The sequence below is a fragment of the Traorella massiliensis genome, from assembly GCF_900104665.1.
In the GTDB taxonomy this organism is placed as follows: domain Bacteria; phylum Bacillota_I; class Bacilli_A; order Erysipelotrichales; family Erysipelotrichaceae; genus Traorella; species Traorella massiliensis.
Genome location: NZ_LT629969.1, coordinates 929,878 through 954,941 on the forward strand (window position 1 = coordinate 929,878; position 25,064 = coordinate 954,941).

Here is a 25,064-nt window from a genome sequence, read left to right on the forward strand (position 1 = left end):
ATGACAAGCCATTGTTTTGTTGTTCTTGCTTATAAAGAAAGTCAATATCTTGAAAATTGTATTCAGTCGGTTTTGAATCAAACTTATAAAAGTCATGTTGTGATAGCTACATCTACACCAAATGATTTCATTAATGATATGGCTAATAAGTATCAGCTTGAATTGATTGTGAATAAAAGTCAAAAAAAAGGTATCGGATATGATTTTGATTTCGCAAAAAATTGTACTGATTATGATTTAGTGACGATTGCTCATCAGGATGATCAGTATGATGGCAATTATGCAGAAGAAATAATGAAACGGTATGATCAAAAGAAAGATTCTTTGATCTTGTTTACAGATTATTATGAAATAAGAAATCAGAAAAGGGTTTATACAAATACTAATTTAAAAATTAAAAGAATTTTATTGCTTCCTTTGAAAATAAAATGTTTATCTAAATATCGATTTATAAAGAGATGTGCATTAAGGCTTGGGTGTGCTATTTGTTGCCCAGCTGTGACTTTTGTAAATAAAAATATAAAAATGAAAAATGTTTTTTCCTGTGATATGAAATGTAATATAGACTGGTATGCTTGGGAACAGCTTTCAAATATGACTGGATCATTTTCATATATATCTAAACCTCTTATGGGGCATCGTGTACACGAAGAATCAACGACTTCAGAGATTATAAAAGATAATCAAAGAACTGTGGAAGATTATAAAATGTTTTGTAAGTTTTGGCCTGAAGCAATAGCAAAATTATTAACAAAAATTTACGCAAATTCAGAAAAGAGCAATGAAGTAAAAGAATGAATACTTACTCAACCGGAAAATTCGCAAAATTAGCGAACGTAACAGAAAGAACGATTCGCTACTATGATAAAATAGGGTTGTTGAAACCCTCTTTTGTTATGAAAAACGGATATCGCTATTATACAGATGAAGATCTTTTAAAGTTACAAAGAATTATTTCATTAAAAAATCTAGGTTTTTCTTTAGAAGAAATTTATCCGATGACCTTAAAAAATGATAAACAAAGCTTAGAAGATTCCTTGAAATTACAGATTGAACTTGTGAATAAGAAAATCCATTCATTAGAAAACCTTAAAGAAACCCTGAAAAATACTTCTAGATTAGTGAGAGAAGATCATGTAGAATGGGATAAGATTATTACACTCTTACAATTGTCTAAATATGATGAAGAAATTATCGAACAATATCGAACAAGCAAAAATTTAGATGTTCGCATTCAGCTTCATGAAAAATATTCGCATAATAAACTTGGATGGTTTAATTGGCTCTATTCACAACTTGATTTTTCACATGCTAATCGTATCTTGGAAATTGGCTGTGGTGATGGAAAACTATGGGAAAATAAAACATTGGATTTCAGAAACAGGGAAGTGTTTTTAAGTGATGCTTCGAGTGGAATGATTGAAGAAGTAAAGAAAAAATTAGGTGATGATTTTAGCTTTATGGTTTTTGAATGTGAACAGATACCTTTTAAAAAGAATTATTTTGACATTGTGATTGCAAATCATGTCTTATTTTATCTGAAAGATTTAAATTTAGGATTAAAAGAAATTGAACGTGTCCTAGTAGAGGGTGGTTCATTTTATTGTAGTACTTATGGAAAAAATCATATGAAAGAGATCACTGAATTAGTTAAGGAGTTTGATTCAAGGATCGTCTTGTCTAGAAATTGTTTGTATGACCAATTTGGAATAGAAAATGGAAAAGATATCTTAAATTCTTATTTTGAGAATGTTGATTTGGTCATGTATGATGATTATCTTGAAGTCGATGATTCTGAACCTTTGATAGATTATATTATGAGCTGTCATGGGAATCAGAATGAAATTTTAAAAAATCAGTTACATCAATTTAAATTATTCTTAGATCAAAAAATTATGGAAAAAGGCCATATTCGAATCACAAAGCAGGCAGGAGTATTTAAATGTAAGAAATGACTTGACATTGACGTTACGTCATGGTTTATATTATGGGGGTACAGGAGGAATTCTAATGAAAGGAATTATTTTAGCTGGCGGAAGCGGAACACGTTTATATCCGCTGACAAAAGTAACAAGCAAACAGTTACTACCTATTTATGACAAACCTATGATTTACTATCCGATGAGCATTTTGATGAGTGCTGGTATTCGTGAGATTTTAATTATTTCAACACCGGATGATACTCCAAGATTTCAGGAGTTATTAGGTGATGGACATCAGTTTGGTATTTCTTTAAGTTATAAAGTACAGCCGTCACCTGATGGATTGGCTCAAGCTTTTATTTTAGGTGAAGAGTTTATTGGTGATGATCATGTTGCGATGATCTTAGGTGATAATATTTTCCATGGTCACGGACTTACAAAACGTTTGAGAGCTGCGGCAGCGAAAAAAAGCGGTGCAACGGTATTTGGTTATTATGTAGAAGATCCTGAGAGATTTGGTGTCGTAGAATTTGATGAAGAAGGGAAGGCTGTTTCATTAGAGGAAAAACCTGCTCTTCCAAAATCAAATTATGCTGTTACTGGTCTTTATTTCTATGATAATAAAGTTGTGGAATATGCGAAGAATTTAAAACCAAGTGCTCGCGGTGAGTTAGAAATTACGGATCTGAACCGTATTTATCTAGAAGATAATGCATTGTCCGTAACTCTTTTGGGTGATGGTTTTACATGGCTGGATACAGGTACTCATGAATCTTTAGTAGATGCTACTAATTTTGTGAAGACGATTGAAGAACATCAGCATCGTAAAATTGCCTGTCTGGAAGAAATTGCTTTTAATAATGGCTGGATTGGTCTTGACCAGCTTGAAAAGACGTATGAAATTTATAAAAAGAACCAGTATGGTACATATTTAAAGAAGATCATGGAACGTAAATATATTGATAAAAGGAGTTAGTATGAAAGTAACAGAAACAAAGATCAAAGGTGTTTTAATTATTGATCCTGATGTTCATGGTGATCACCGTGGCTATTTCATGGAAACTTATTCTAAGAAAAAATATCAGGAATTAGGTATCGATGTAGAGTTTGTACAGGATAATATGTCTTTCTCAGCTCAAAAAGGGACACTGAGAGGCTTGCATTGGCAAAATGCACCTATGGCCCAGTCTAAACTTGTTAGCTGCACCAGTGGGGCTGTTATCGACGTAGCAGTAGATATCCGCAAAGGAAGTCCTACTTATGGTGAATGGGTGAGTGTTGAATTAAGTGAAGAAAACAAACGTCAGTTCTTTATTCCACAGGGATTTGCTCATGGCTTTTTGACATTGACTGATAATGTTGAATTTAGATATAAGGTAGATAACTTTTATTCAAAAGAACATGATCGTGGTATTCGTTATGATGATCCGACAGCTAATGTTGATTGGGGAGCTCTTTTGAATGGGATTGAACCAGTATTGTCTGAAAAAGACAAAAATGGTCCAACTTTAGATAAAGCTGATTGTAATTTTATTTATGAAGGAGAAAACAAATAATGAAAATTTTAGTAACAGGTGGTGCAGGATTTATTGGAGGTAATTTTGTTCACTATATGGTGAATAAATACCCTGAAGATATGATCGTAAACTTAGATAAATTGACTTACGCAGGAAACCTGGAAACATGTAAACCTGTTGAAGATAAGCCAAACTATAAATTTTATAAGGGAGATATTGCGGATCGTGCTTTTATCTTTGATTTATTTGAAAAAGAAAAGTTTGATGTAGTCGTAAATTTTGCGGCTGAAAGCCATGTCGACCGAAGCATTGAAGATCCTGAAGTATTTGTCAGAACAAATGTTGTTGGAACAACAACATTATTAGATGCTTGTGTGAAATATGGTATCAAACGATATCATCAAGTATCAACAGATGAAGTATATGGTGATTTACCATTAGACAGACCTGATTTATTCTTTACAGAAACAACGCCATTACATACATCAAGTCCATATTCTAGCGCTAAAGCAAGTGCTGATTTATTCGTATTGGCATATCACAGAACTTATGGTCTTCCAGTAACGATCAGCCGTTGTTCAAATAACTATGGACCTTATCACTTCCCAGAAAAATTAATTCCATTGATGATTTCAAGAGCTTTAGCTGATGAATCATTACCCGTTTATGGAACAGGTGAAAACGTACGTGACTGGCTGCATGTGTATGACCACTGTGTAGCTATTGATCTAATTATTCGCAAGGGACGTGAAGGCGAAGTTTATAATGTTGGCGGCCATAATGAAAGAACAAATCTTGAAGTTGTGAAAACAATCTTAAAGGCTTTAAATAAACCAGAATCATTAATTAAATATGTAGAAGATCGCAAAGGTCATGACCTTCGTTATGCCATTGATCCAACAAAACTTGAAACAGAGCTTGGATGGAAACCAAAATATAACTTTGATACAGGCATTCAGCAGACGATCCAGTGGTATCTAGATAACAAAGAATGGTGGCAAAATATCTTAAGTGGTGAATATCAGAATTATTTTGAAAAGATGTATAAGGAAAAAGGAAGAGTTTAAAAGCAACGTAAGTTGCTTTTATATAAGAGAGGAGACATTATGAGACTTTTAGTTACTGGCTATAATGGTCAACTAGGCTATGATGTAGTAAATGAAGCTCATTTGCGAGGAATAGAAGCAGATGGTGTCGATATTCGGGAAATGGATATTACTGATCAAAATCAAGTAAATCACGTAATTAAGTCAGGAAATTATGATGCAGTGATTCATTGTGCTGCATGGACTGCTGTTGACAAAGCGGAAGAGATGCCTAAGGCATGCTATAAAGTGAATGTAGAAGGAACCCAAAACATTGTGAATGTTTGTAAAGAGTTGAATATTCCTATCATGTATTTTTCAACAGATTATGTTTTCAGTGGTGAGGGAAGTGAACCATGGAATGAATATGATCAAAGAACACCATTAAATGTATATGGTCAAACAAAATATGAAGGGGAACTAGCTGTTGAATCATATGATAAGCACTTTATAATTCGAATTGCATGGGTTTTTGGAAAAAATGGACATAACTTTATTAAAACGATGCTTCGTTTAGGAAAAGAAAAAGGCGCAGTGAGTGTCGTAAATGATCAGATTGGTTCACCAACATATACGTATGATCTGGCGAAACTGGTCATAGATATGATTCAGACAGATAAATATGGCACGTATCATGCAACTAATGAAGGACTATGCAGCTGGTATGAATTTGCTTGCGAAATATTCAAGCAAGCAAATATGAAGGTAGATGTTACACCTGTGGATTCTGATGCTTTTCCCGCTAAGGCAAAACGTCCAAAAAATTCGCGTATGAATAAAAATGAGCTAGATAAAAATGGATTTAGTAGACTTCCTAGCTGGCAGGATGCTTTAGGAAGATATTTGAAGGAAATCAGCAGTGAATAAAATTCACTGCTTTTTATTTAGAATTTGATTTGAGTAAATTAGAATGCTATAATCAAATGGCGATGATCAATTAGAATCGCAGAGATAAAATAAATGTATCAGGAGATTGGAGTTATAGGATATGGCTAAAGAATATGATGATATTACTTTGCATAAAGTTCAAAGATTGGAATTAGAAATATTGAAAGATTTTATGTCAGTTTGCGATGAATATGATTTGAAGTATTTTGGCTTAGCAGGTACCGGAATTGGAGCTATTCGCCATCAAGGGTTTATTCCTTGGGATGATGATATTGATATCGCTTTGCCAAGAAAGGACTTTGATAGATTTCTTGAACTTGTCCAGCAAAAATTTCCAGAAAAATACGAAGTTTTAAATACGAAAACAAATGTTAATTATCCTTTGATGACTACAAGACTTGTATTAAAAGGTACAAAATTTAGAGAATATGCATTAAAAAATATTGATTGTGATTTTGGAATATTTCTTGATTTGTACCCTTTTGACAATCTTTGCGATGATGAAAAACAATTTAAAAAACAAGCAAGAAATGCTTGGTTTTGGTCTAAAATATTAATACTAAGAAGTGTGCCTCATCCTGTTCTAGGCTTTAAAGGCTTTAGAGCACATCTTGTACAATTTATATGTGCATGTGTGCATTATTCTATGAGAATATTACATATAAATAAGTTTTGGATATATAAAAAATGTTTGAATGCATGTACAAAGTACAACCATCAGCCAACAAAACGAATTGGTTTTTTATGTGATACCAATCCTTATTCGAATATGTTTGATTTAGATGATTTATATCCATTAAAAAAATTAAAATTTGAAGATATAGAGTTAAATTTTCCAAAAAGTCTTGAAAAACATCTTGAATATACCTTTGGTGACTATATGCAATTACCACCTGTTGAGAAAAGAAAAAATCATTTTCCTTTTGAATTAGATTTTGGAGATTATTATGAAAACAATTAAAAATTGGTTAATGACAGAACCAGAAAAAAAGATGGCTAATAACTATATTTGGAATATGTTAGGAAGCCTTTCGATGGCCCTTTCTACGATGGTATTAACGATTGCAGCCAATCGTATCATGGGTGATTTTGCGGGCGGAGATTTTGCGATGGCATTAGCTGCCGGGCAACTGATGGCAACGATTGGCTATTTTGAAACAAGAGTTTATCAAGTAACAGATACACAAGAGAGATATGATTTTTCTGATTATTGTTTTAGTAAAATTGTTACTAGCATTATCATGATCATTTCCTCAATTATTTATATTTTAATCAAGGGATTTACTATTGAAAAATCATTTCTTGTTTTTTTGCTATGTGTTTATAAGCTTATGGATGTATATGCTGATGTATTTGAAGGTGAATTTCAGCTACGAGAAAGATTAGATATATCTGGAAAGTCAATGACTTTACGCATCGTACTTTCTACAGTTGTTTTAATTGTTATTTTATATATAACAAGAAATCTTTATATTTCCAGTTTAGCAGCAATTATTATTAGTATAGTAATTATTTATTACACAAATATTTGTATCATACCAGAATTTTATTCTAGAAAATACATTTTTAAGTTTAATAAAATTAAAAATATCATAATTGATTGTTTTCCTTTGTTCATTAGTACATTTATGTCTACATATATATTGAATGCATCAAGATATGCTATCGAAGGTATCATGCCATCAAATTATCATAGCAGCTATACAGCGATTTTTTTACCTGTTTCAGTGATTAATCTATGCGTTGGCTTTCTTTTTAAGCCTATGCTGACAGATATGGCAAGAAAATGGAATTATTGTTATTATGAAGAATTTATAAAGACAATCATGATGTTGTTAGGTGGGGTTTTAGGAGTTACACTTTTAGTGCTTTTTTGTGGTTATTACTTAGGAATTCCTGTCTTATCCTTTTTATATGCGACAGATTTAAATGGATATAAGTTACCATTCATGATTCTTCTTATAGGGGGAGGATTGAACTCAGCGAATGTGATCTTATATTATACGCTGTCAGTCATGAGAAAACAGAGATATGTTTTGTTTGCTTATGTTTTAACATTTATCTTTTCACTGATTGTTCCAAATGTTTTAACACAACAGTATGAGGTGTTAGGGGCTTCTTTTTCCTTCACTCTAACAATGTTAGTTTTAGGAGTTATTTTGTTCCTACTGGTTGCAATTCAGTTTTTTAAGGCTATAAGAAGATAAATCTTTTTTCTGCTCAACCTACTATTGACAATGTTCAATATATGAAGTATTCTTACTAAGAATGAACGGAGAATATGAATGAAAAAAATTTTAAAAGTTTTGCTTACCATCATATCTGGAATAATGCTCACATCCTGCAGTAGCGATCATCGTCCAAGTGTCATGATTTATTCAACTGCTGAGAGTTTTAGAAATGAAATGTTTCAGGAAGAATTAGATAAAAAATTTCCTGAATATAATATTACGGTACAATATATACCTACTGGAAACTGTGCAGCACGATTAAAAGCTGAGGGTACTGATATAGAAGCTGATATTATATTTGAAAGCGAATATACATACGCTGAAGAATTAAAAGATTTTTTTTATGATTTAAGTGATTATGATTTTTCAAAATATTTAGATGAAATGGTTCCTAAACATAAAAAATATGCTACTTCTATTCGTTATAGTGGTGCAATCATTGTAAATGAAGACGTATTAAGAGAAAAGGGTTTAGATGAACCAACATCATATGAAGATTTACTGGATCCGAAATATAAAGGCTTGATTTCTATGCCAAGTCCGAAAGCTTCAGGAACAGGCTATATGTTTTTAAAAAATCTAGTAAATGAAATGGGTGAAAAGGAAGCTTTTGCTTATTTTGATAAACTTACGAATAATATTCTTCAATATACTTCAAGTGGATCAGGTCCTGTCAATGCACTTGTACAAGGTGAAGTAGCAATTGGACTGGGCATGACATTTCAAGCTGTCCAAGAAATCAATAAAGGTGCTAATTTAAAAATATTATTTTTTGAAGAGGGTGCACCTTGGACAACAAGTGTTTTTGCGATAGTGGATGGGCATCAAGATAAAGAAGGAGTTCAAGAAGTATTCCGTTACTTTTTTGATGAATTAGTTCAAAAAGATAAAGAAATGTTTCTTCCTGAACAAATTTATAAAGATCAAAATACGACGATCAAAAATTATCCGGCAAACATTATTTATGGTGATATGAGTAATAATACTGCTGAAGAAAGACTAAAGCTGCTGAGACAATGGATATATTAGTGATTCAGATGAATGAGGAGGGAATATGAATTCATTTTTAAAAGTAAATGATTTATGTAAAGTTTATAATTCAAAGGTTGTTTTAAATAAAATAAGCTTTGAAGTACAAAAAGGAGAGTTTCTTTCAGTTTTAGGCCCTAGTGGCTGTGGTAAAACAACTCTTTTGAGGCTTCTTATCGGAATTGAACGGCCAACATCCGGTTCGATTTATTTAGACGGGAAAGATATTTCATACGAAGATTCATCTAAAAGAAATATGGGGATTGTTTTTCAAAATTATGCTTTGTTTCCCAATATGACAGTTTTGCAAAATGTAGAATATGCTTTAACATTTAAGAAAGAATTTAAAAATAAGTCAAGAGAAATTGCATTACAAACTCTTGAAAAAGTAGGACTCAAAGAACATTTAGATAAAAAAATTGGTTTTTTGTCAGGTGGACAACAGCAACGTGTAGCAATTGCAAGAACACTTGCGCTTCGACCTGATATTATCCTTTTTGATGAACCTCTTTCTGCATTAGATGCAGCAAATCGATTAACGATGAGAGAAGAAATTAAAAGAATTCAAAGAGAATATGGTTCAACCATCATTTATATTACACATGACCAAGAAGAAGCATTTACGATGTCGGATCGTATCATGGTCATGAGTGAAGGAAATATTGAACAGTTGGATACTCCCATCCATATTTACAATCATCCTAGCAATAAATATGTCAATGATTTCTTTGTAACTCATCTTGATAAGAAGTTAAATGCTTTAATAAAATGTATAAAGGAAGATGACAATGAAAATTAGAAATTTTTATATCAAGTCATTCATTTTACTATTTCTCTTTGTTTCACTTGTATGTCCGCTATTTGCGATGTTTTTAAATTTAGGTCAAGTAGATGTTGCTAGAATTTTTTCTTCTCCTTATTTTATTACCATTATAATAAATACGATTACTGTAACATTAACTGCAACCATTATTAGTGTTTTACTTGCTTTTATATCTGCATGGTTTGTAGCAAGAAGCAATATAAAACATAAAAGTCTTTTAGTAGCTTTATTTACGATACCCATGTTGATTCCTTCAATTTCTCATGGTACAGGATTAGTTGTGCTTTTTGGAAATAATGGTGTTATTACTAACCTTTTAAATGTAAATTTTAGTATATATGGATTTTGGGGAATTGTTATTGGTTCACTTTATTATTCATTTCCTGTAGCATTTTTAATGTTCTATGATAGCCTTCAATATGAAGATGGAACAGTATATTTAGCTGCTAATGTCTTAGGTATACCTAGATATAGTCAATTATTACAGATTACCTTGCCATATCTTCGTAAAACGATGATTGCTGCTTTTTTTAGTGTTTTTACGCTTGTATTTACTGATTACGGAATTCCATTGATGATAGGTGGAAAATATACAACGCTTCCTTTGTATATGTATAATGAAGTAATTGGATTATTAGATTTTGGGAAAGGGGCATTAATTGGATGTTTGTTAATGATCCCGGCTTTTATTGCCTTTCTTGTTGATATTTTTAATAAAGAAAATGTCATTATTAATTTTCATACTTATCCTTATATACCTTCTGTAAATAAGTGGAGAGATATTATTGCGAAAAGCTGGTCTACGTTATTGATTGCAACGGTGTACAAAGGGAACATAATAAAAAACTTAATAATGGACTGCCAATCTTACACAAAGTACCGCCCAAACGAGACTACGGGCGGTATTTTTGTATCATGGCGGAGAAAGGAGGAACTTCCCACGGGGGCTTGACTGAAAAGTTGAGCCCCTTTTTTCATGCCAAAAAACAGGAGGTAAATGCTTATGGCAGATGATAAAACCACAAAAACGCCGGAACAGCCGGTAACGGATACCGGACCGGGCAAGGAAACGCCGCCCACTCCCCCAAAAGAGCCAGAGAAGGTTTCCGTTTCCCCGGAGCCGGAAAAAAAGACGGAACCGGAGGTAAAGAACCCACAGGTTTCTGTCTATAACTTCGCTGAAATTATGAAGGAAAAGAAGGTCGAGGAACGGGCGGCAGCTCCCAGCGGGGAAAAGCCTGCCCCGGCAAAAACGGAAAAACCGGAAAAGCAGCCGGAGGCTCCGAAGAAAGCGGAGGAAAAACCCAAAGAGCCGGAACAGCCAAAGCGCCGGGGCCGTCCCCCGAAAGCAGATAAGGACAAGGCCGCAGCCCCGAAGCCCAAAGCTCCTGCACAGAAACCGGAAAATGCGGTCAAAAAGGAACCGGAGAAAAAAACGGCTCCAACGGTACAGGCCGCTCCCGCTCCGAAGGAACCCGAGAAGCCGAAGGATGCACCACGCCGGGGCAAGGAGCAGATCGTCTATATCAAGCTGAACGAGCTTCACGCCTTCAAGAACCATCCCTTTGAGGTTCGGGATGATGAAGAAATGCGGGCTATGGTGTCCAGCGTCAAGGACAAGGGCGTGACCCAGCCCGCTATCGTCCGTCCCCGTGAGGATGGCGGCTATGAGATCGTGTCCGGCCACCGCCGCCAGAAGGCCAGCGAGCTTGCCGGATATGCGGATATGCCCTGTATTGTTCGCAATCTGACGGACGATGAAGCCATCACGCAGATGGTCGAGGACAATCTCAACCAGCGTGAAGAAATCCTCCCCAGTGAGCGGGCCAAAGCCTTGAAAATGCAGCTTGAGGCCATCAAGCACCAGGGCTCCCGCACTTCGGGCCAGATTGACCCGAAGGACGCAGGAAAACGCTCCAACGAAATTGTAGCCGAGCGCAATAAGATGGCGGTCAAGCAGGTGCAGCGGTATATCCGGCTCAATGAGCTGGTTCCCGACCTGATGAAGCTGATGGATGAAAAAAAGCTGGGCTTTACTACGGCGGTGGAGCTTTCCTATATCGGCAAGAAGAACCAGAACTATATCGCCGTCGCCATTGACAGCCAGCAGTCCTCGCCTTCACAGGCGCAGGCAAAGCGTATGCGTGAGCTGGACGAAAAGAAGCTGCTCAACGGGGATGTGATCGACGGCATTATGATGGAGGACAAAAAGGAGGTAGACAAAGTGATTTTGACAGGTGCGGAACTGAGCAAGTATTTCGGCAAGGAAACTACGCCGAGGGAAATGAAGGACCAGATCGTCAAGCTGCTGGACGACTGGAAGGGTCAGCAGAAGGAACATGAAAAGCCGGAGAAGAAAACCGAACAGGAAAAGTAAGCCCAAACTTCGGGTCAGCATGGCCCGAGGATTGCGGGGCTCTGCCCCGCGCCCCGAAGCTCTGGAGATATAAATTATTCCCCGTCGCCAGTTATTCCGTAGCATAGCCGGGAAAATCAGTCAAGGGCAGCGCCGCCGCAGGCGGTGCCAGAGGCACCCTTGACGGATTTCTCCCGGTTATGCTTTTTCCCGGTCAAGCGACGGGGATATAAATTCTCCAGAGCCGTTCCCCTTCCCGGGGGAAGGGGCGGAGGGGTTGGGCGAACTCTTGCTTTTCCCTAAACCAAAACAGAAATGGAGGCTCAACCAATGAAACGACCTTTAGCATACCTGACCGCCGCATGGAGCGGCGAGCCGGATGTTGATATGGAGCTGGCGGCCCACTACTGCCGTCTTGCTTATGAGGCGGGCTTTTCCCCGATCTGCCCGCTCTTGTATCTGCCGCTGTTTTTGAATGACAGCGTTCCCGAGGAACACAAGGCCGGGATTGATATGCGCCGGGATATGCTGCGGCGCTCCCACACCCTGATTGTCTGCGGCAGCGCTGTGGACGAGGATGTAAAAAATGATATTGCGGTTGCCGGGCGGCTGGGCATTGCGGCGACCACACTGGAAGGGGTGCTTGCCGTGAAGGGACACGGCACCCCGGGCCATGCCGGACATTAAGCTGGGAAGCCTTTTCGACGGGATTGGCGTGTTCCCTCTGGCTGCTTCTCGGTGCGGTATCCGTCCGGTATGGGCCAGTGAGATTGAAAAAGCGCCCATCTCCATAACCAAAAGGCACTTTCCCGACATGGTGCATTTGGGGGATATTACGAAGGTGGACGGCGGGAAAATCCCGCCGGTTCATGTAATTACCTTCGGTTCCCCCTGTCAGAACCTTTCTCTGATCGGCAACCGCTCCGGCCTTGCCGGGGCAAAATCAAGCCTGTTCTATCAGGCGTTTCGTATCATACAGGAAATGAGGGATGCTACTGATAACCTATATCCAGCTATCGCTGTTTGGGAAAACGTCATGGGAGCGTTTTCTACAAATGACCGGATGGACTTTAGAGCCGTCTTATCCGCCTTCTCGGACACCGAAGTTCCAATGCCTCCTTCGGGAAGATGGGGAAACGCCGGAATGGTGCGAGGGGGAACGCCTGATGTGTGCTGGCGACTCATGGACGCCCAGTATTGGGCAGGCTCCCGAAGGCTGGCACGAAGGCAGCGGATTTTCGTCGTGGCGGATTTTGGAGGCAGACGTGCCGCAGACATACTATTTAAGCCCCGTCCAATGCTCCCACTTCCTCCGCCTTGCGGAGAGGGCGGGTGGGCCGCCGCCGAAGGAGATCGAACAGCTTCTTTTGAAACAGGGCGGCAGATACCAGTCATCCACCCCTTTCAGTGCTTCCGTATGCGGGGAGCGGCAAAAAGGCAGGAAGAAACGGCCTTCCGAAACAGCTTCGGATTACCAACTGACCCTTTTCCCACTCTTTTAGCCAGTGATGTAACGCCCTTTGCCTTCTGGTATGAGGGCGACCCGGAGGGCGGCTGTATCCGTTTTCTGACGGAAACGGAAAGCGAACGGCTGATGGGGCTGCCAGAGGGCTGGACAAAGTACGGGGCGGACGGCGTGGAGATCCGGCCTCTGCAACGCTACAAGGCACTGGGAAACGCGATTGCCCTCCCTTGCGCCGATTACATTATGGCCGGGATTTATGAGGTGCTGGCTGACCGGGCCGGAAAGGAGGAATGAGCCCATGTTTGAAGCCTATATAACCAATACAGCCCTATACCCCTTAATGGGGATTGAGGTAGGGACAACGGTACATTTCCCCATGACGACACAGGAGTTGCAGGCCGCCCTTGCCAAAATCGGGATAGACGGGAAACGGTACAGCGAAGTGTTCTTTACCAGCTTTGACAGTGATGTGCTGGGGCTCTACGATTATCTCTACGAATGTGAGAACATCGACGAGCTGAACGAGCTGGGCCACGCCCTGCTGGAAGTACGGGATAAGGGCGGACTGGAAACCTTTGAAGCCGCTCTTGTCTTGGGAAACCACACAAGGAGCGTGAAGGATTTGATAAACCTGACGCAGAACCTTGACCTTTACCGCTTTTACCCGGATATTTCCGATGATGAAGGGCTGGGCCGTCTTTACGCCGACGAGCTTGGGACTATCGACATACCGGAGCACATTCAGAACTACTTCGATTATGAGGCATACGGGCGGGATGTGCGTATCAACGAGGGCGGCGTATTCGCTCCCGGTGGGTATGTGTCGGCAGTCCCGGAGGGCTTCAAGGAGTATTACCACGGGCCGCAGGACATTCCGCCGGAACACCGGATATTTGCCTATCCTGAAAAGGCCGAGCCTGTCCACTCCATTCTCGCTACACTCAAACGGTTTCAAGAAGCCCCACCCGCTCCGAAAAAGGACAAGGCGGGGCCTTCCCATGAAGAACGGTAAGACTTCGGGCCAGCATGGCCCGAAGCATAAAGGAGGTGCATACCATCAACTATTACCCTATCAATGAAGGAGCCGCCCGCCGGGCAAAAGAAATGAACAGCTTTTCCGACTACAAGGAAGGGAGCGCAACGGCGGAATACCGGGCAATGGTGGACAAGGCCGCCGCCATAGCGGAAAAGCAGAAATCCCGGGTGGACCCCATGTACCATGAGAAGATCGACCATCTGTTAGACACCTACGCCCGCAAGCTGGCCGAAAACATGAACCAAGGCTTTGCCATTGACGCGAGGGTTCCCTCTGTGCTGATCGCCGGGCCTTCCAATTTCCCGGTGGGAAAGAAGGAAAAACAGAACCGGGCGCGGGACAGCAACATGGAGGAATGGCGGCATATTCAAGGGCTGCTGGATAAGATACGCAGCACCGGCATGGGCGGGATCAGCGCCGATGACCCGGCAGCGATTGAAAAGCTCCAGAAGAAGCTGGACGGGCTGGAACGCTCCCAGCTCATTATGAAGGAGGTCAACGCCTATTACCGCAAGCATGGCAAGCTGGACGGCTGTGCGCTGCTGTCGCCGGACCAGATCGAAAAGCTGAAAGCAAGCATGGCGTCAAGTTGGCGAAGCGACCCGAGGCCCTTTGAAAGTTACCAGCTAACCAACAACAATGCGGAGATCCGCCGGGTAAAGGCCCGTATCGAACAGCTTTCCAAACAGGCACAGCAGGAATTTTCCGGCTGGGAGTTCGATGGGGGTCGTGTGGAAATGAACCGGGAGGACAACCGCTTGCAGGTGTTCTTTGACGGAAAGCCTGACGCGGACACCCGGGCCGAGCTGAAAAGCAGCGGCTTTCGTTGGGCTCCCAGCGTGGGCGCATGGCAGAGGCAGCTCACGGACAACGCCATCCGGGCGGCTGACCGTCTGGAATGTATCAAGCCGCTGTCCGGCGAAAAGCCCTCCCAACTTCAAAAGAAGCCCTCTATCTTGCAGACCATGCGGGAACAGGACGAAAAAGTCCAGACGGAGCCGGAAAAGAAAGCTCCGTCCGGCAGAGATGCCGAGCGGTAAGCCTCGGGCCACATTGGCCCGAGGTTTTCTGTTCCCCGAGATTGTACGGGGGCCTCCCGGATAGCGGGAACCCCGACGGAAAGGAGGTTTTATGCAGGAAGAAGTAAACCAAAAAACGGTTGCCCTTTCGATCAGGACAACGAAGCTCACAGGAAAAGTGCTGGCTGCCGCTCTTGGCAAGGTGGTTCGGGCGCTGCAAAAGCACCACCAGAAGGCGCTGACCCCGCAGGGACGCCAGAGCGTAAAAAAGCTGATGAACCACTATGGCGGCAAAAGTGCCATGCCCTATGTGGGAGCTCCAAAGGATTTTGACCGGATCGCGAAGGAGTTCCATGTGGACTACGCTTTCCATAAAGTGAGCCCCGGTCATTACCTGCTGTTTTTCAAAGCCAATCAGGCGGACGCTATCACGGCGGCCTTCCAGAAGTACAGCGCAAAGGTGCTGAACAAAGAGCAGGACAAGGCTTCCATCCTCGGTCAGCTTCGGAAATTCACGGAGCAAATCAGGACGCAGGCAAAGGAAAAGCAGCGGACCAGAGAGGCGGTGAAGGACGGACGTTGAGTGACAAGATCAGAAAATATGTGCTCCCAAACCTGCCGTACCTCTTTGTGTTCTGGTTTTTCTCCAAAATCGGGACGGCCTACCGGATCGCCCCCGGCACAGACTTCGGGACAAAGCTCATGGGGATGCTTGATACCTTCCCCAAAGCCTTTGAAACCTACTGGCCGGGGCTGGGAGGTATTGACCTGCTGGTGGGCCTTGCCGGTGCGGCTGGGATGTATCTGCTGATACAGTCAAAGATCAGGCAGGCGAAAAAATTCCGGCGGGATGCGGAGTACGGCACCGCCCGCTTTGGAACAAAGGAAGATATAAAGCCATTTGTTGACCCTAAATTTCAGAACAATGTCATTCTGACCGGGACGGAGTTCCTTACCATGAACACCCGTCCGAAGATACCCGCCAATGCCCGGAACCTAAACGCCTGTGTCATCGGATCGTCCGGCTCGGGAAAGACAAGGTTCTGGTTGACCCCGCAGCTCCTTCAAGCCCATTCCTCGTATGTGGTGGTAGACCCGAAGGGCGGCACTCTCGACCAGTGCGGGCAGTTTCTGCAACGGGAGAAATACAGGGTGCGGGTGTTCAACAGTATCGACTTTTCAAAATCCATGCACTACAATCCGCTGGCCTATATCAAGACAGAAAGCGATGTTTTGAAATTTGTTACCGCCCTGATTGCCAACACCAAAGGCGACGGCAAGGAGGGCGACGAGTTCTGGACAAAAGCAGAAACCCTCTTGTACTGCGCCCTTGTGTCCTACATCGTCTTTGAGGGGCCGGAGGAAGAACGCAACATGAATACGCTGGTGGAAATGATAAACAGCATGGAAGTCCGGGAGGATGACGAAACCTTCAAAAACGCGGTGGACTATATGTTTGACGGGCTGGAACGCCGCAGCCCCCAGCACTTCGCCGTGAGGCAGTATAAGAAATACAAGCTCGCCAGCGGCAAGACAGCCAAAAGCATTTTGATTTCCTGCGGTGCAAGACTGGCTCCCTTTGATATTCCCCAACTTCGGGAGATCATGTCTTATGACGAACTGGAGCTGGATAAGCTGGGGGATGAAAAATCAGCGCTGTTCTTTCTTATCAGCGACACGGACACCACCTACAACTTTTTGGTTGCCCTCGCTTTTTCGCAGATGTTCAACCTTCTGTGTGAACGGGCTGATAACACCTATGGCGGGCGTCTGCCCTACCATGTGCGGGTGCTGTGGGACGAGGCAGCCAACACCGGACAGGTGCCGGGGCTGGAAAAGATCGTGGCCGTCATCCGCTCCCGTGAGATCAGCCTGACGCTTTTTTATCAGGCAATGAGCCAGTGCAAGGCATTGTACAAAGACCATTCCGAAACCATCATGGGCAACATGGACAGTATCGTATTCCTCGGAGGCCGGGAGGCTTCCACCCTAAAGGATATTTCGGAAAACTGGCTGGGCAAGGCCACCATCTCTATGCAGACCGAGGGCCGAAGCCGTGGGCAGTCTGAAAGTTACAGCCAGAATATGCAGCGGCTTGGCCGGGAGCTGATGACCACCAGCGAGATCACCACCATGCCCGGGGATAAATGTATCTTGCAGCTTCGGGGGCTCCCGCCCTTCCTGTCTCCGAAGTATGACTTGAAAAAGCACCCGAATTACAAGTACACAGCCGAATTTGATAAAAAGAAAAACGCCTTCCGCTTGGAAAGCCTGTTCCGCCACCGGCCATTGAGACTAAAGCCGGAGGACGAATACACGGTGTACGAAGTGGACGGCTCCGACACGGACGAAGAAGCTGACCTGTTGAATTTCGATGATCTGGACAGCGACGAGTTTGTGTAACTTCGGGCCATGTTGACCCGAAGCGCCGCCGATGTGGGCGGCTTTTTTTGTACCCAAAATCATCAAACAAACAAAATGGAGGAACGTATATGGAATTTTTCAATCAGGCAATCGACATTCTCAAAATTCTGGTCATGGCTCTTGGCGCCGGTCTGGCGGTATGGGGCGTCATCAACCTTCTGGAAGGTTACGGGTCGGACAACCCTGCGGCAAAAAGCCAGGGCATTAAGCAGCTGATGGCGGGCGGCGGTGTCGTTCTGATCGGTCTTCAGCTTATCCCTCTGCTGTCCGGGCTGTTCAGCTAAATGTCACCCGTTGTCCCTTTTTCCAGAAAAGGAGCTGATGTATGGACTTTATCATCGACGCAATCGTTGAATGGCTGAAAGGTCTGCTCGTCGATGGTATCATGGGAAATCTGGACGGCCTTTTCGATAACGTCAATCAGAGCGTTGGCGAAATCGCCACACAGGTAGGCACGACCCCGGCGGACTGGAACGCCGGGGTCTTTTCCATGATACGACAGATCTCTGAAACTGCCATCCTGCCAATCGCCGGGGTCATCCTCACTTTTGTAATGACTTATGAGCTGATACAGATGCTCATAGAACGCAACAACCTCCATGAAGTTGACACATGGATGTTTTTTAAGTGGGTGTTCAAAACCTTTGTGGCTGTGATGATCCTGACGAACACCTTCAATATCGTGCTGGCGGTCTTTGATGTGAGCCAGCATGTGATACAGCAGTCAGCGGGCATTATCCAGAACGGGACAGAGATCACGCCGGATGTGCTGGACAGTTTGCGGACAGAGCTTGAGGCGATGGAGTTAGGTCCTCTGTTCGGACTCTGGCTACAATCCTTCCTGATCCAGCTTACCATGATTGCCTTAAACATCGTGATCTTCGTCATCGTATATGGCCGTATGATTGAAATTTATTTGCTCACAAGTTTAGCGCCTATCCCGTTTGCCACAGTCCCCAACAGGGAAACCGGACACATGGGGCAGAACTATTTCCGCTCCCTCTTTGCAGTAGGCTTTCAAGGCCTATTGATTTTAGTCTGTGTCGCCATCTATGCGGTGCTGATCCAGAGTATCGCCACCGACGGCGACCCCATCGGGGCAATCTGGGGCTGTGTGGGATATACGGTGCTGCTGTGTTTTACCTTATTCAAAACAGGCAGTCTTGCAAAATCCATCTTCGGCTGCCATTAAGAGACTTCGGGCCATGCTGACCCGAAGCGGAAAGGAGGCGGTATGCCCCGGCGTTACAAACAGGGTGCGGACGGACAGCCGCACCCGGCTTTCTACGGAAAGCTCCCCGAAGAATTTTCTAAAGCAGACACCATGCGCTTTATGGTGGAAACCGATCTGAAACTGTCCGGGTGCGTATCGGCGGACACGCTGGCGGCACTCCGGGCGGAAGGCTATGACTACAAGGACGGGAACCTTGTTCCCGCCGGAAAGGAGGAAACCATGCAGGAAAAGGTTGCAAACACCACCCCGGCCGCACCGTTGAAGCTGGATGTAAGCGTGCGGGTCATCGAACCTGTGAAAAATCTGATGGGCTTTGCCAGCGTGAAATTCAATGACTGCTTTGTGGTGGAAAATCTGAAAATCGTACAGGGCAGCAAGGGCCTTTTCGTGGGGATGCCCAGCCAGCCGGACGGCAAAGGCGGCTACCGGGATATGGCCTACCCTGTCACAAAGGAGTTCCGGGAACAGCTCAACACCGCTGTTCTGCAAGCCTATGAGGCAAAGCTGGAACAGATGGCGGAGCGCGGCTCTGTGGGGCGTGCGTCCATCAGCGACCAGCTCAAAGCCGGGAAAGCGGCTGCCGAACGGGCAAAGGCGGAACGGCCTCCGAAGGAAAAGCCCAGCCGTGGGGCAGAGCGTTGACCTCGGGCCATAATGGCCCGAAGCAGAAAGGAGGCGGGAATCATGCCACGCAAACGGACGGGCTATGACGCGGCCTGCTATTACGACGGAAAACTGCTGGGGCGCTGTACCAAAGCGGACAGCGACGCCTATACCCTGTTGATGAACGCCTGCGGCGGGGAGGCCGCCCGTGTCCTTCGGGAATATGCCTATTTTTCCCCGGAACTGAAAGCCATCTTGGAAAAGGCGGCGCTCATGCAGGCAGACCGGAGCCGGACGGGCGGAATGTTCCATGGGCCGAAAAGCTCCCCGTGGGGCGAGGTGCAGAGCTGTGAAACCCTCTGTCCGGGGGTGTTTTTGGTATCTACCGCCAGCCACGGCGGAACGATGGTGGCAAACGAGGTAGCCGCCGTTCTCTCCCCGGCGGCCAAAAAATGCGGCTTCAAGGACAAGGGCTATATTTGCTATGAGGAGGACGCACAGGAAAGCGTAGTGCTCCGGGAGCTGCTGGACAAAAAGCTGTGGAAAATCCCTGACCGCATTAAGGACAAAGGACAGTTTGAAGAAAAACTCAATCAGTCCATCCGGCAGTATCACCCCGAATACTGGCGGGCAAGGCAGAGCGGACGAGAGGCCGCCGAAGCTGCCCGCAGCACAGCCCCGGCCAAAGAGGCCGCAAGATAACCTCGGGCCATGCTGGCCCGAAGCAATAAAGGAGGTGTACCAAAATGGCCTATGTGCCAGTACCAAAAGACCTTTCCAAAATCAAGACAAAGCTGGCCTTCAACCTAACGAAGCGCCAGCTTGTTTGTTTTTCCAGCGCGGCGGCGGTGGGCCTCCCGGCTTACCTGTTTTCCCGTGGCAGTATCGGGAACAGTGCCGCCATGTTCCTGATGATCGGCCTCATGCTCCCGTTCTTCTTTCTGGCTATGTATGAACGAGACGGCCTGCCGCTGGAAAAAGTGCTGAAAAATATCATCCGCACCCGGTTCCTCTATCCCCGTGTGCGGCCTTACAAAACCGAAAACTTCTATGCGCTGCTTAGCGCCAGAAAGGAGGCGCAGCCGATTGCGAAACAGCAGAAGGGCCGGAAAGCCCGCAGGCAGAAAGCCTGAAAAGCAGGGCCTTACCGGCCTGTTTACAAAAGGAAAGAACATTCCCACCACCGCCCAGCAGACCCTCCCTTACCGGGAAATGTACCGGGACGGGGTGTGCCGGGTAGCGGACCGCTATTACACCAAGACCATTGAATACGAGGACATCAACTACCAGCTCGCACAGTCCGAAGATCAGGCAGCCATCTTTGATGGGTGGAGCGCCTGCCTCAACTACTTTGACAGCAGCCTTCCGTTCCAGCTTTCCTTCCTCAACCACCGAAGCCGCCCGGGCAGCCGGTACAGCGTGAACATCCCCATGCAGGATGACGATTACAACAGCGTCCGGTGTGAGTATGTGGAAATGCTGGAAAACCAGATCGCCAAAAGCAACAACGGCATTGTTCGCACAAAGCTCCTGACCTTCGGCGTGAACGTGGACGACCTTTCCACCGCCAGGGCAAGGCTGGAACGTGTAGAGGCGGACATTTGCGGGAACTTCAAAAAGCTGGGCGTCAAGTGCCGCTCCCTTTCGGGGCTGGAACGGCTGGAGCTTCTTCACGGGCAGCTTCACCCCGGCAGCGGCTCCCCCTTCCGGTTTTCATGGGATATGATCCCCAAAACCGGGCTTTCCACCAAAGACTTTATCGCCCCGGACAGTTTCGATTTTCGTTTCAGCCGTCTGTTCCGGGTGGGGACGACTTGGGGCGCTGCCTCCTACTTGCAGATTTTGGCCTCGGAGCTCTCGGACAAGCTGCTGGCGGAGCTTTTGGAAATGGACGCGGAAATGACCATCACTCTCCATATCCAAACCGTCGATCAGGCCGCCGCCGTAAAATCTATCAAGGCCAAAGTCTCCGACATTGACAAGATGAAGGTGGAGGAACAAAAGAAGGCAGCTCGGTCAGGGTACGACATGGACATACTTCCGCCCGACCTTGTAACGTACAGCAACGACGCAAAGACCCTTCTGGAAGATTTACAGAGCCGGAATGAAAGAATGTTCCTGCTGACCTTCCTTGTGGTAAACATGGCCCCGACCCGCCGGGAGCTGGACAATGACCTGTTCACGGTGTCGGGTATCGTCCAGAAATACAACTGCACCTTGAAGCGGCTGGACTTCCAGCAGGAGGACGGTTTTCTTTCCAGCCTTCCGCTGGGTCATAACGGCATTGAGATCAAGCGTGGCATGACGACCAGCTCCACGGCCATTTTCGTTCCCTTTATGACGCAGGAGCTCCGCATGGATGGCGAAGCCGTCTATTACGGGCTCAACACACTTTCCCATAACGTCATCATGGCAAACCGGAAAAAGCTCAAAAACCCCAACGGCCTGTTCCTCGGCGTGCCGGGCTCCGGCAAATCCTTTGCCGCAAAGCGGGAGCTTGTGAACGTGTTCCTTGCCACCCGTGACCGGATCATTGTGGTGGACCCGATGGGCGAATACTCGCCCCTTATCAAGCGGCTGGGCGGACAGGTCATCGAGATCGCCCCGGACAGCCCCCACCACATCAACCCGATGGACATTGACCTGAGCTTTGACGAGGAAAACCCGATGGCGCTGAAAGCCGACTTTATCCTGTCGCTGATGGAGCTGATCGTCGGCGGCAAGGATGGCTTGCAGCCGGTGGAGCGGACCGTCATTGACCGCTGTGTACGCCAGATGTACCGGGAACACTTGCAGGACCCGGAAACAAGCAAAATGCCGACCCTCCAAACCCTGTATGACCTGCTCTGTTCCCAGCCGGAGGGCGAGGCGGTACGGCTGGCAACTGCCCTTGAAATTTATGTGTCGGGTTCCCTTAACGTATTCAACCATGAAACCAATGTGGACTTGAACCGCCGTCTGGTATGCCTTGACTTAAAAAAGCTGGGGGCCGGGCTTCGGACGATTGCCATGCTCATTATGCAGGACTTGGTAAACTCGCAGGTGTCCATGAATTTCCTGCGTGGTATCGCTACATGGTGCTACTTCGACGAGTTCCATGTGCTGCTCCGCGACCGGCTGACGGCAAGCTATTGTGTGGCGATCTGGAAAATGCTGCGAAAAAAAGGGTGCGTTCCGAGTGCTTTAACGCAGAACGTAAAGGATTTTCTGGCAAGCCCGGAGATTGAGAACATCTTTGAAAACTCGGACTTCCTTGTGCTGCTCTCGCAGGCACAGGGGGACCGGCAGATTTTAGCCAAACAGCTTGGGATCAGCCCCCACCAGCTTTCCTATGTGACCCATACCAATTCCGGCGAAGGGCTGCTGTTCTTCGGGAATACCACCATCCCGTTTGTTGACCGCTTCCCGCAGAATACCGAGCTGTACGCCATTATGACCACCCGCCCGGAGGACAAAAAACAGGAAATGAACCGGGCATAACACACTTCGGGCCATGTTGGCCCGAGGTTTGGAAAGGAGGGATACGTCATCGGAAAGAAACCGGACAAACGGAATTTTCAGAGGCCGGGGCCGACGGAGGATACCGGGGGCAATCGCCCCGGACCGGCTGAACGGGAAGGGCCTTCCCCCGCACCATCCCGACGCCTGCGGTTTGAGGACGAGGATACCGGACAGGACAGCCCTTCGGGCCATGATGGCCCGAAGTCCAAAAGCGGCAAGTTTCAAGAGGACAGCCGGAAAAGCCGTCCCTCTGACCGCATGAGGAAGGAGGATGAAGCGGGCGGGCCGCAGGATACCGGCAAGGCACAGGAGCCGGAGGGCTCTGCCGAGAAGGCCGGGAGCAAAAAGGATAAGTACCAGAAAGCACAGGCAAAAGCGGAACACGCCGGGGAAAAGCTGGGAAAGGCTCGGGAGAAACTGGACAAGACCGAGGCAAAACGGGCAGCGAAGAAACCGCCGGGGCTTGCGAAGAAAGCTGTCCGGGGAGCCCGCACCGAAGCGTGGTTTTATCTCCACAACAAAATTCACGAAGTTGAGCATGAAAATGTGGGTGTGGAAGGAGCCCATAAGTCGGAACTTGTGGCCGAGGCCGGAGCCCGGAAACTGACCCGGTATGCCAAACGCCGCTGGCAGGAGCACCCGGCCCGGAAGGTGGCAAAATGGGAACGGAAGGACATAAAAGCCCGGGCCAATGTGGATTTTCAAAAGATGGCCTCCGAGCACCCGGAGCTTACCAGCAATCCGCTTTCCCGTGTGCAGCAGAAATGGAAACTGAAACGCCGGTATTCCAAAGAAGCAAAGGCGGCTGCAAAACAGGGCGCAAAGGCCGCAAAGAAAACCGCTGCCGCTTCGGGAACTGCGACCCGTCGGGCGGCGCAGTTTGTGACCCGTCATCCCGTGGCGGTGCTGGTCCTGCTCCTGCTGTTGCTGCTCTGTTTTCTTGTGTCGGCAGTAAGCTCTATCTTTCCCACGCTTGGCAGCGGCCTTGCCAATGCGTTATCCGGCACCTCCTACGCCTCGGAGGATACGGACCTGCTGGGCGTGGACGAGGACTACACGGCACTGGAAAACGAGCTGGCGCAGACGGTAGCGAACATCGAAAGCACCCATCCCGGCTATGACGAGTACCGCTATTCCGTGGACGAGATCGGCCATAACCCCTATGAGCTGGCGTCCTATTTCTCGGCAAAGTACCATGTGTATTTCCGGGAACAGGTGCAGGACGAACTGCGGGAGATCTTCGAGGCACAGTATGAGCTGACCTTGACGGAGAAAGTCGAGATACGCTACCGCACCGAAACCAGCACCGACCCGGAGACCGGGGAAACCACCACCGAGGAAGTCCCCTATGAGTATTACATTCTCAATGTGACCCTCACAAACAAGACGCTGCCCGCCGTGATCCTGCCGAGGCTTAACGAACAGCAGCGGGAAATCTACACCGTTATGCAGCAGCTCAAAGGCAACAAACCCTATCTGTGGGAAGGGATTTACAACAGCGGCGAAGATACCGGCCCCAGCTATGAGATACCCGGCGAGGCGCTGGATGACCCGGCTTTTGCGGCGCTCATGGAAGAAGCCACAAAGTACATCGGCTGGCCCTATGTGTGGGGCGGCTCCAGCCCGTCCACCTCCTTTGACTGTTCGGGCTTTGTCTGCTGGGTGTACACGGCCAGCGGCGTCCACAACCTGCCCCGTACCACGGCGCAGGGCATTTACAACCAGTGTGCTATCATTTCCCCCTCCGAGGCAAAGCCCGGCGATATTATCTTTTTCACGGGAACCTATGACAGCCCCGGCCCTGTGTCCCATGTGGGGATTTATGTGGGCGACGGGATGATGCTTCATTGTGGTTCGCCCATCCAATACGCAAACATCAATTCAAGCTACTGGCAGACACATTTCTATGCCTTCGGGCGTTTGTGAGCCAG

Annotated in this window: 25 protein-coding genes; all 25 read left to right on the forward strand. The window is 45.9% G+C overall.

Annotation, left to right across the window (positions count from 1 at the left end; genetic code table 11):
• The 25 genes from BQ5367_RS11795 (at position 1) to BQ5367_RS11925 (ending at position 25,059) form a co-directional block, all read left to right on the forward strand.
• Entirely contained in the window at positions 1-798 is a 798-nt protein-coding gene (locus BQ5367_RS11795) for a glycosyltransferase (RefSeq protein WP_071442672.1), read from the forward strand.
• Complete coding sequence (locus tag BQ5367_RS11800) at positions 795-1,955, forward strand: MerR family transcriptional regulator (RefSeq protein ID WP_071442673.1); 1,161 nt, start codon at positions 795-797, stop codon at positions 1,953-1,955. Before BQ5367_RS11795 ends, BQ5367_RS11800 begins: the two co-directional genes overlap by 4 nt.
• 55 nt (positions 1,956-2,010) lie before the next feature.
• The gene (rfbA, locus tag BQ5367_RS11805) at positions 2,011-2,898 is read left to right on the forward strand and encodes a glucose-1-phosphate thymidylyltransferase RfbA (protein WP_071442674.1); all 888 of its coding nucleotides are present in this window, start codon (positions 2,011-2,013) and stop codon (positions 2,896-2,898) included.
• A gap of 1 nt (position 2,899) precedes the next feature.
• Positions 2,900-3,478: a dTDP-4-dehydrorhamnose 3,5-epimerase gene (gene rfbC, locus BQ5367_RS11810; RefSeq protein WP_071442675.1), complete on the forward strand. Its 579-nt coding sequence runs from the start codon at positions 2,900-2,902 to the stop codon at positions 3,476-3,478.
• Complete coding sequence (gene rfbB, locus BQ5367_RS11815; protein WP_071442676.1) at positions 3,478-4,506, forward strand: dTDP-glucose 4,6-dehydratase; 1,029 nt, start codon at positions 3,478-3,480, stop codon at positions 4,504-4,506. Before rfbC ends, rfbB begins: the two co-directional genes overlap by 1 nt.
• 39 nt (positions 4,507-4,545) lie before the next feature.
• On the forward strand, positions 4,546-5,391 hold the full coding sequence (gene rfbD / locus BQ5367_RS11820; RefSeq protein ID WP_071442677.1) for a dTDP-4-dehydrorhamnose reductase: 846 nt from the start codon (positions 4,546-4,548) through the stop codon (positions 5,389-5,391).
• A gap of 121 nt (positions 5,392-5,512) precedes the next feature.
• Positions 5,513-6,373 carry a LicD family protein gene (locus BQ5367_RS11825; RefSeq protein WP_071442678.1) on the forward strand — a complete coding sequence of 287 codons (861 nt, stop codon included), beginning with the start codon at positions 5,513-5,515 and terminating at the stop codon, positions 6,371-6,373.
• Complete coding sequence (locus BQ5367_RS11830; RefSeq protein WP_071442679.1) at positions 6,360-7,619, forward strand: lipopolysaccharide biosynthesis protein; 1,260 nt, start codon at positions 6,360-6,362, stop codon at positions 7,617-7,619. The genes BQ5367_RS11825 and BQ5367_RS11830 overlap by 14 nt, the downstream gene beginning before the upstream one ends.
• Before the next feature lie 78 nt (positions 7,620-7,697).
• Positions 7,698-8,672, forward strand: a complete 975-nt coding sequence (locus tag BQ5367_RS11835; protein WP_071442680.1) for an extracellular solute-binding protein — start codon at positions 7,698-7,700, stop codon at positions 8,670-8,672.
• Between the two features lie 25 nt (positions 8,673-8,697).
• On the forward strand, positions 8,698-9,471 hold the full coding sequence (locus BQ5367_RS11840) for an ABC transporter ATP-binding protein (RefSeq protein ID WP_071442681.1): 774 nt from the start codon (positions 8,698-8,700) through the stop codon (positions 9,469-9,471).
• On the forward strand, positions 9,461-10,447 hold the full coding sequence (locus tag BQ5367_RS11845) for an ABC transporter permease subunit (protein ID WP_071442682.1): 987 nt from the start codon (positions 9,461-9,463) through the stop codon (positions 10,445-10,447). The genes BQ5367_RS11840 and BQ5367_RS11845 overlap by 11 nt, the downstream gene beginning before the upstream one ends.
• A 51-nt stretch (positions 10,448-10,498) precedes the next feature.
• Positions 10,499-11,872 carry a ParB/RepB/Spo0J family partition protein gene (locus tag BQ5367_RS11850; RefSeq protein ID WP_202615303.1) on the forward strand — a complete coding sequence of 458 codons (1,374 nt, stop codon included), beginning with the start codon at positions 10,499-10,501 and terminating at the stop codon, positions 11,870-11,872.
• Positions 11,873-12,181: 309 nt separating this feature from the next.
• Positions 12,182-12,538, forward strand: a complete 357-nt coding sequence (locus BQ5367_RS11855) for a DUF7768 domain-containing protein (RefSeq protein WP_003500157.1) — start codon at positions 12,182-12,184, stop codon at positions 12,536-12,538.
• A complete protein-coding gene (locus BQ5367_RS11860) occupies positions 12,525-13,610 on the forward strand; it encodes a DNA cytosine methyltransferase (RefSeq protein ID WP_071442684.1) in 1,086 nt (361 codons plus the stop codon). The genes BQ5367_RS11855 and BQ5367_RS11860 overlap by 14 nt, the downstream gene beginning before the upstream one ends.
• 4 nt (positions 13,611-13,614) lie before the next feature.
• On the forward strand, positions 13,615-14,328 hold the full coding sequence (locus tag BQ5367_RS11865; protein WP_003500154.1) for an antirestriction protein ArdA: 714 nt from the start codon (positions 13,615-13,617) through the stop codon (positions 14,326-14,328).
• 14 nt (positions 14,329-14,342) lie between these two features.
• Complete coding sequence (locus BQ5367_RS11870) at positions 14,343-15,392, forward strand: hypothetical protein (RefSeq protein WP_050005642.1); 1,050 nt, start codon at positions 14,343-14,345, stop codon at positions 15,390-15,392.
• Positions 15,393-15,483: 91 nt separating this feature from the next.
• Entirely contained in the window at positions 15,484-15,954 is a 471-nt protein-coding gene (locus BQ5367_RS11875; protein WP_025543433.1) for a PcfB family protein, read from the forward strand.
• Positions 15,951-17,774 (forward strand): VirD4-like conjugal transfer protein, CD1115 family, encoded by a 1,824-nt coding sequence (locus BQ5367_RS11880; RefSeq protein WP_071442685.1) that lies wholly within the window; start codon positions 15,951-15,953, stop codon positions 17,772-17,774. Before BQ5367_RS11875 ends, BQ5367_RS11880 begins: the two co-directional genes overlap by 4 nt.
• A gap of 89 nt (positions 17,775-17,863) precedes the next feature.
• Positions 17,864-18,079 carry a Maff2 family mobile element protein gene (locus BQ5367_RS11885; RefSeq protein ID WP_016306504.1) on the forward strand — a complete coding sequence of 72 codons (216 nt, stop codon included), beginning with the start codon at positions 17,864-17,866 and terminating at the stop codon, positions 18,077-18,079.
• A 41-nt stretch (positions 18,080-18,120) separates the two neighbouring features.
• On the forward strand, positions 18,121-18,987 hold the full coding sequence (locus BQ5367_RS11890; protein WP_005927637.1) for a VirB6/TrbL-like conjugal transfer protein, CD1112 family: 867 nt from the start codon (positions 18,121-18,123) through the stop codon (positions 18,985-18,987).
• Positions 18,988-19,029: 42 nt separating this feature from the next.
• Positions 19,030-19,671 (forward strand): septation protein SpoVG family protein, encoded by a 642-nt coding sequence (locus BQ5367_RS11895; RefSeq protein ID WP_071442686.1) that lies wholly within the window; start codon positions 19,030-19,032, stop codon positions 19,669-19,671.
• 42 nt (positions 19,672-19,713) lie between these two features.
• A complete protein-coding gene (locus BQ5367_RS11900) occupies positions 19,714-20,334 on the forward strand; it encodes a DUF7007 domain-containing protein (RefSeq protein ID WP_235858768.1) in 621 nt (206 codons plus the stop codon).
• Positions 20,335-20,378: 44 nt separating this feature from the next.
• The gene (locus BQ5367_RS13170; RefSeq protein ID WP_003500106.1) at positions 20,379-20,765 is read left to right on the forward strand and encodes a PrgI family protein; all 387 of its coding nucleotides are present in this window, start codon (positions 20,379-20,381) and stop codon (positions 20,763-20,765) included.
• Positions 20,683-23,112 (forward strand): VirB4-like conjugal transfer ATPase, CD1110 family, encoded by a 2,430-nt coding sequence (locus BQ5367_RS13175; RefSeq protein WP_408033457.1) that lies wholly within the window; start codon positions 20,683-20,685, stop codon positions 23,110-23,112. Before BQ5367_RS13170 ends, BQ5367_RS13175 begins: the two co-directional genes overlap by 83 nt.
• Before the next feature lie 279 nt (positions 23,113-23,391).
• Entirely contained in the window at positions 23,392-25,059 is a 1,668-nt protein-coding gene (locus tag BQ5367_RS11925) for a C40 family peptidase (RefSeq protein ID WP_071442692.1), read from the forward strand.
• The last annotated feature ends 5 nt before the right edge of the window (positions 25,060-25,064 follow it).

Bases quoted from the DNA above. Each gene is read 5' to 3' on its own strand.
- BQ5367_RS11795 (WP_071442672.1), top strand. From the start codon at position 1: ATGACAAGCCATTGTTTTGTTGTTCTTGCTTATAAAGAAAGTCAATAT.
- BQ5367_RS11800 (WP_071442673.1), top strand. From the start codon at position 795: ATGAATACTTACTCAACCGGAAAATTCGCAAAATTAGCGAACGTAACA.
- rfbA (WP_071442674.1), top strand. From the start codon at position 2,011: ATGAAAGGAATTATTTTAGCTGGCGGAAGCGGAACACGTTTATATCCG.
- rfbC (WP_071442675.1), top strand. From the start codon at position 2,900: ATGAAAGTAACAGAAACAAAGATCAAAGGTGTTTTAATTATTGATCCT.
- rfbB (WP_071442676.1), top strand. From the start codon at position 3,478: ATGAAAATTTTAGTAACAGGTGGTGCAGGATTTATTGGAGGTAATTTT.
- rfbD (WP_071442677.1), top strand. From the start codon at position 4,546: ATGAGACTTTTAGTTACTGGCTATAATGGTCAACTAGGCTATGATGTA.
- BQ5367_RS11825 (WP_071442678.1), top strand. From the start codon at position 5,513: ATGGCTAAAGAATATGATGATATTACTTTGCATAAAGTTCAAAGATTG.
- BQ5367_RS11830 (WP_071442679.1), top strand. From the start codon at position 6,360: ATGAAAACAATTAAAAATTGGTTAATGACAGAACCAGAAAAAAAGATG.
- BQ5367_RS11835 (WP_071442680.1), top strand. From the start codon at position 7,698: ATGAAAAAAATTTTAAAAGTTTTGCTTACCATCATATCTGGAATAATG.
- BQ5367_RS11840 (WP_071442681.1), top strand. From the start codon at position 8,698: ATGAATTCATTTTTAAAAGTAAATGATTTATGTAAAGTTTATAATTCA.
- BQ5367_RS11845 (WP_071442682.1), top strand. From the start codon at position 9,461: ATGAAAATTAGAAATTTTTATATCAAGTCATTCATTTTACTATTTCTC.
- BQ5367_RS11850 (WP_202615303.1), top strand. From the start codon at position 10,499: ATGGCAGATGATAAAACCACAAAAACGCCGGAACAGCCGGTAACGGAT.
- BQ5367_RS11855 (WP_003500157.1), top strand. From the start codon at position 12,182: ATGAAACGACCTTTAGCATACCTGACCGCCGCATGGAGCGGCGAGCCG.
- BQ5367_RS11860 (WP_071442684.1), top strand. From the start codon at position 12,525: ATGCCGGACATTAAGCTGGGAAGCCTTTTCGACGGGATTGGCGTGTTC.
- BQ5367_RS11865 (WP_003500154.1), top strand. From the start codon at position 13,615: ATGTTTGAAGCCTATATAACCAATACAGCCCTATACCCCTTAATGGGG.
- BQ5367_RS11870 (WP_050005642.1), top strand. From the start codon at position 14,343: ATGGCCCGAAGCATAAAGGAGGTGCATACCATCAACTATTACCCTATC.
- BQ5367_RS11875 (WP_025543433.1), top strand. From the start codon at position 15,484: ATGCAGGAAGAAGTAAACCAAAAAACGGTTGCCCTTTCGATCAGGACA.
- BQ5367_RS11885 (WP_016306504.1), top strand. From the start codon at position 17,864: ATGGAATTTTTCAATCAGGCAATCGACATTCTCAAAATTCTGGTCATG.
- BQ5367_RS11890 (WP_005927637.1), top strand. From the start codon at position 18,121: ATGGACTTTATCATCGACGCAATCGTTGAATGGCTGAAAGGTCTGCTC.
- BQ5367_RS11895 (WP_071442686.1), top strand. From the start codon at position 19,030: ATGCCCCGGCGTTACAAACAGGGTGCGGACGGACAGCCGCACCCGGCT.
- BQ5367_RS11900 (WP_235858768.1), top strand. From the start codon at position 19,714: ATGCCACGCAAACGGACGGGCTATGACGCGGCCTGCTATTACGACGGA.
- BQ5367_RS13170 (WP_003500106.1), top strand. From the start codon at position 20,379: ATGGCCTATGTGCCAGTACCAAAAGACCTTTCCAAAATCAAGACAAAG.
- BQ5367_RS13175 (WP_408033457.1), top strand. From the start codon at position 20,683: ATGCGCTGCTTAGCGCCAGAAAGGAGGCGCAGCCGATTGCGAAACAGC.
- BQ5367_RS11925 (WP_071442692.1), top strand. From the start codon at position 23,392: ATGAGGAAGGAGGATGAAGCGGGCGGGCCGCAGGATACCGGCAAGGCA.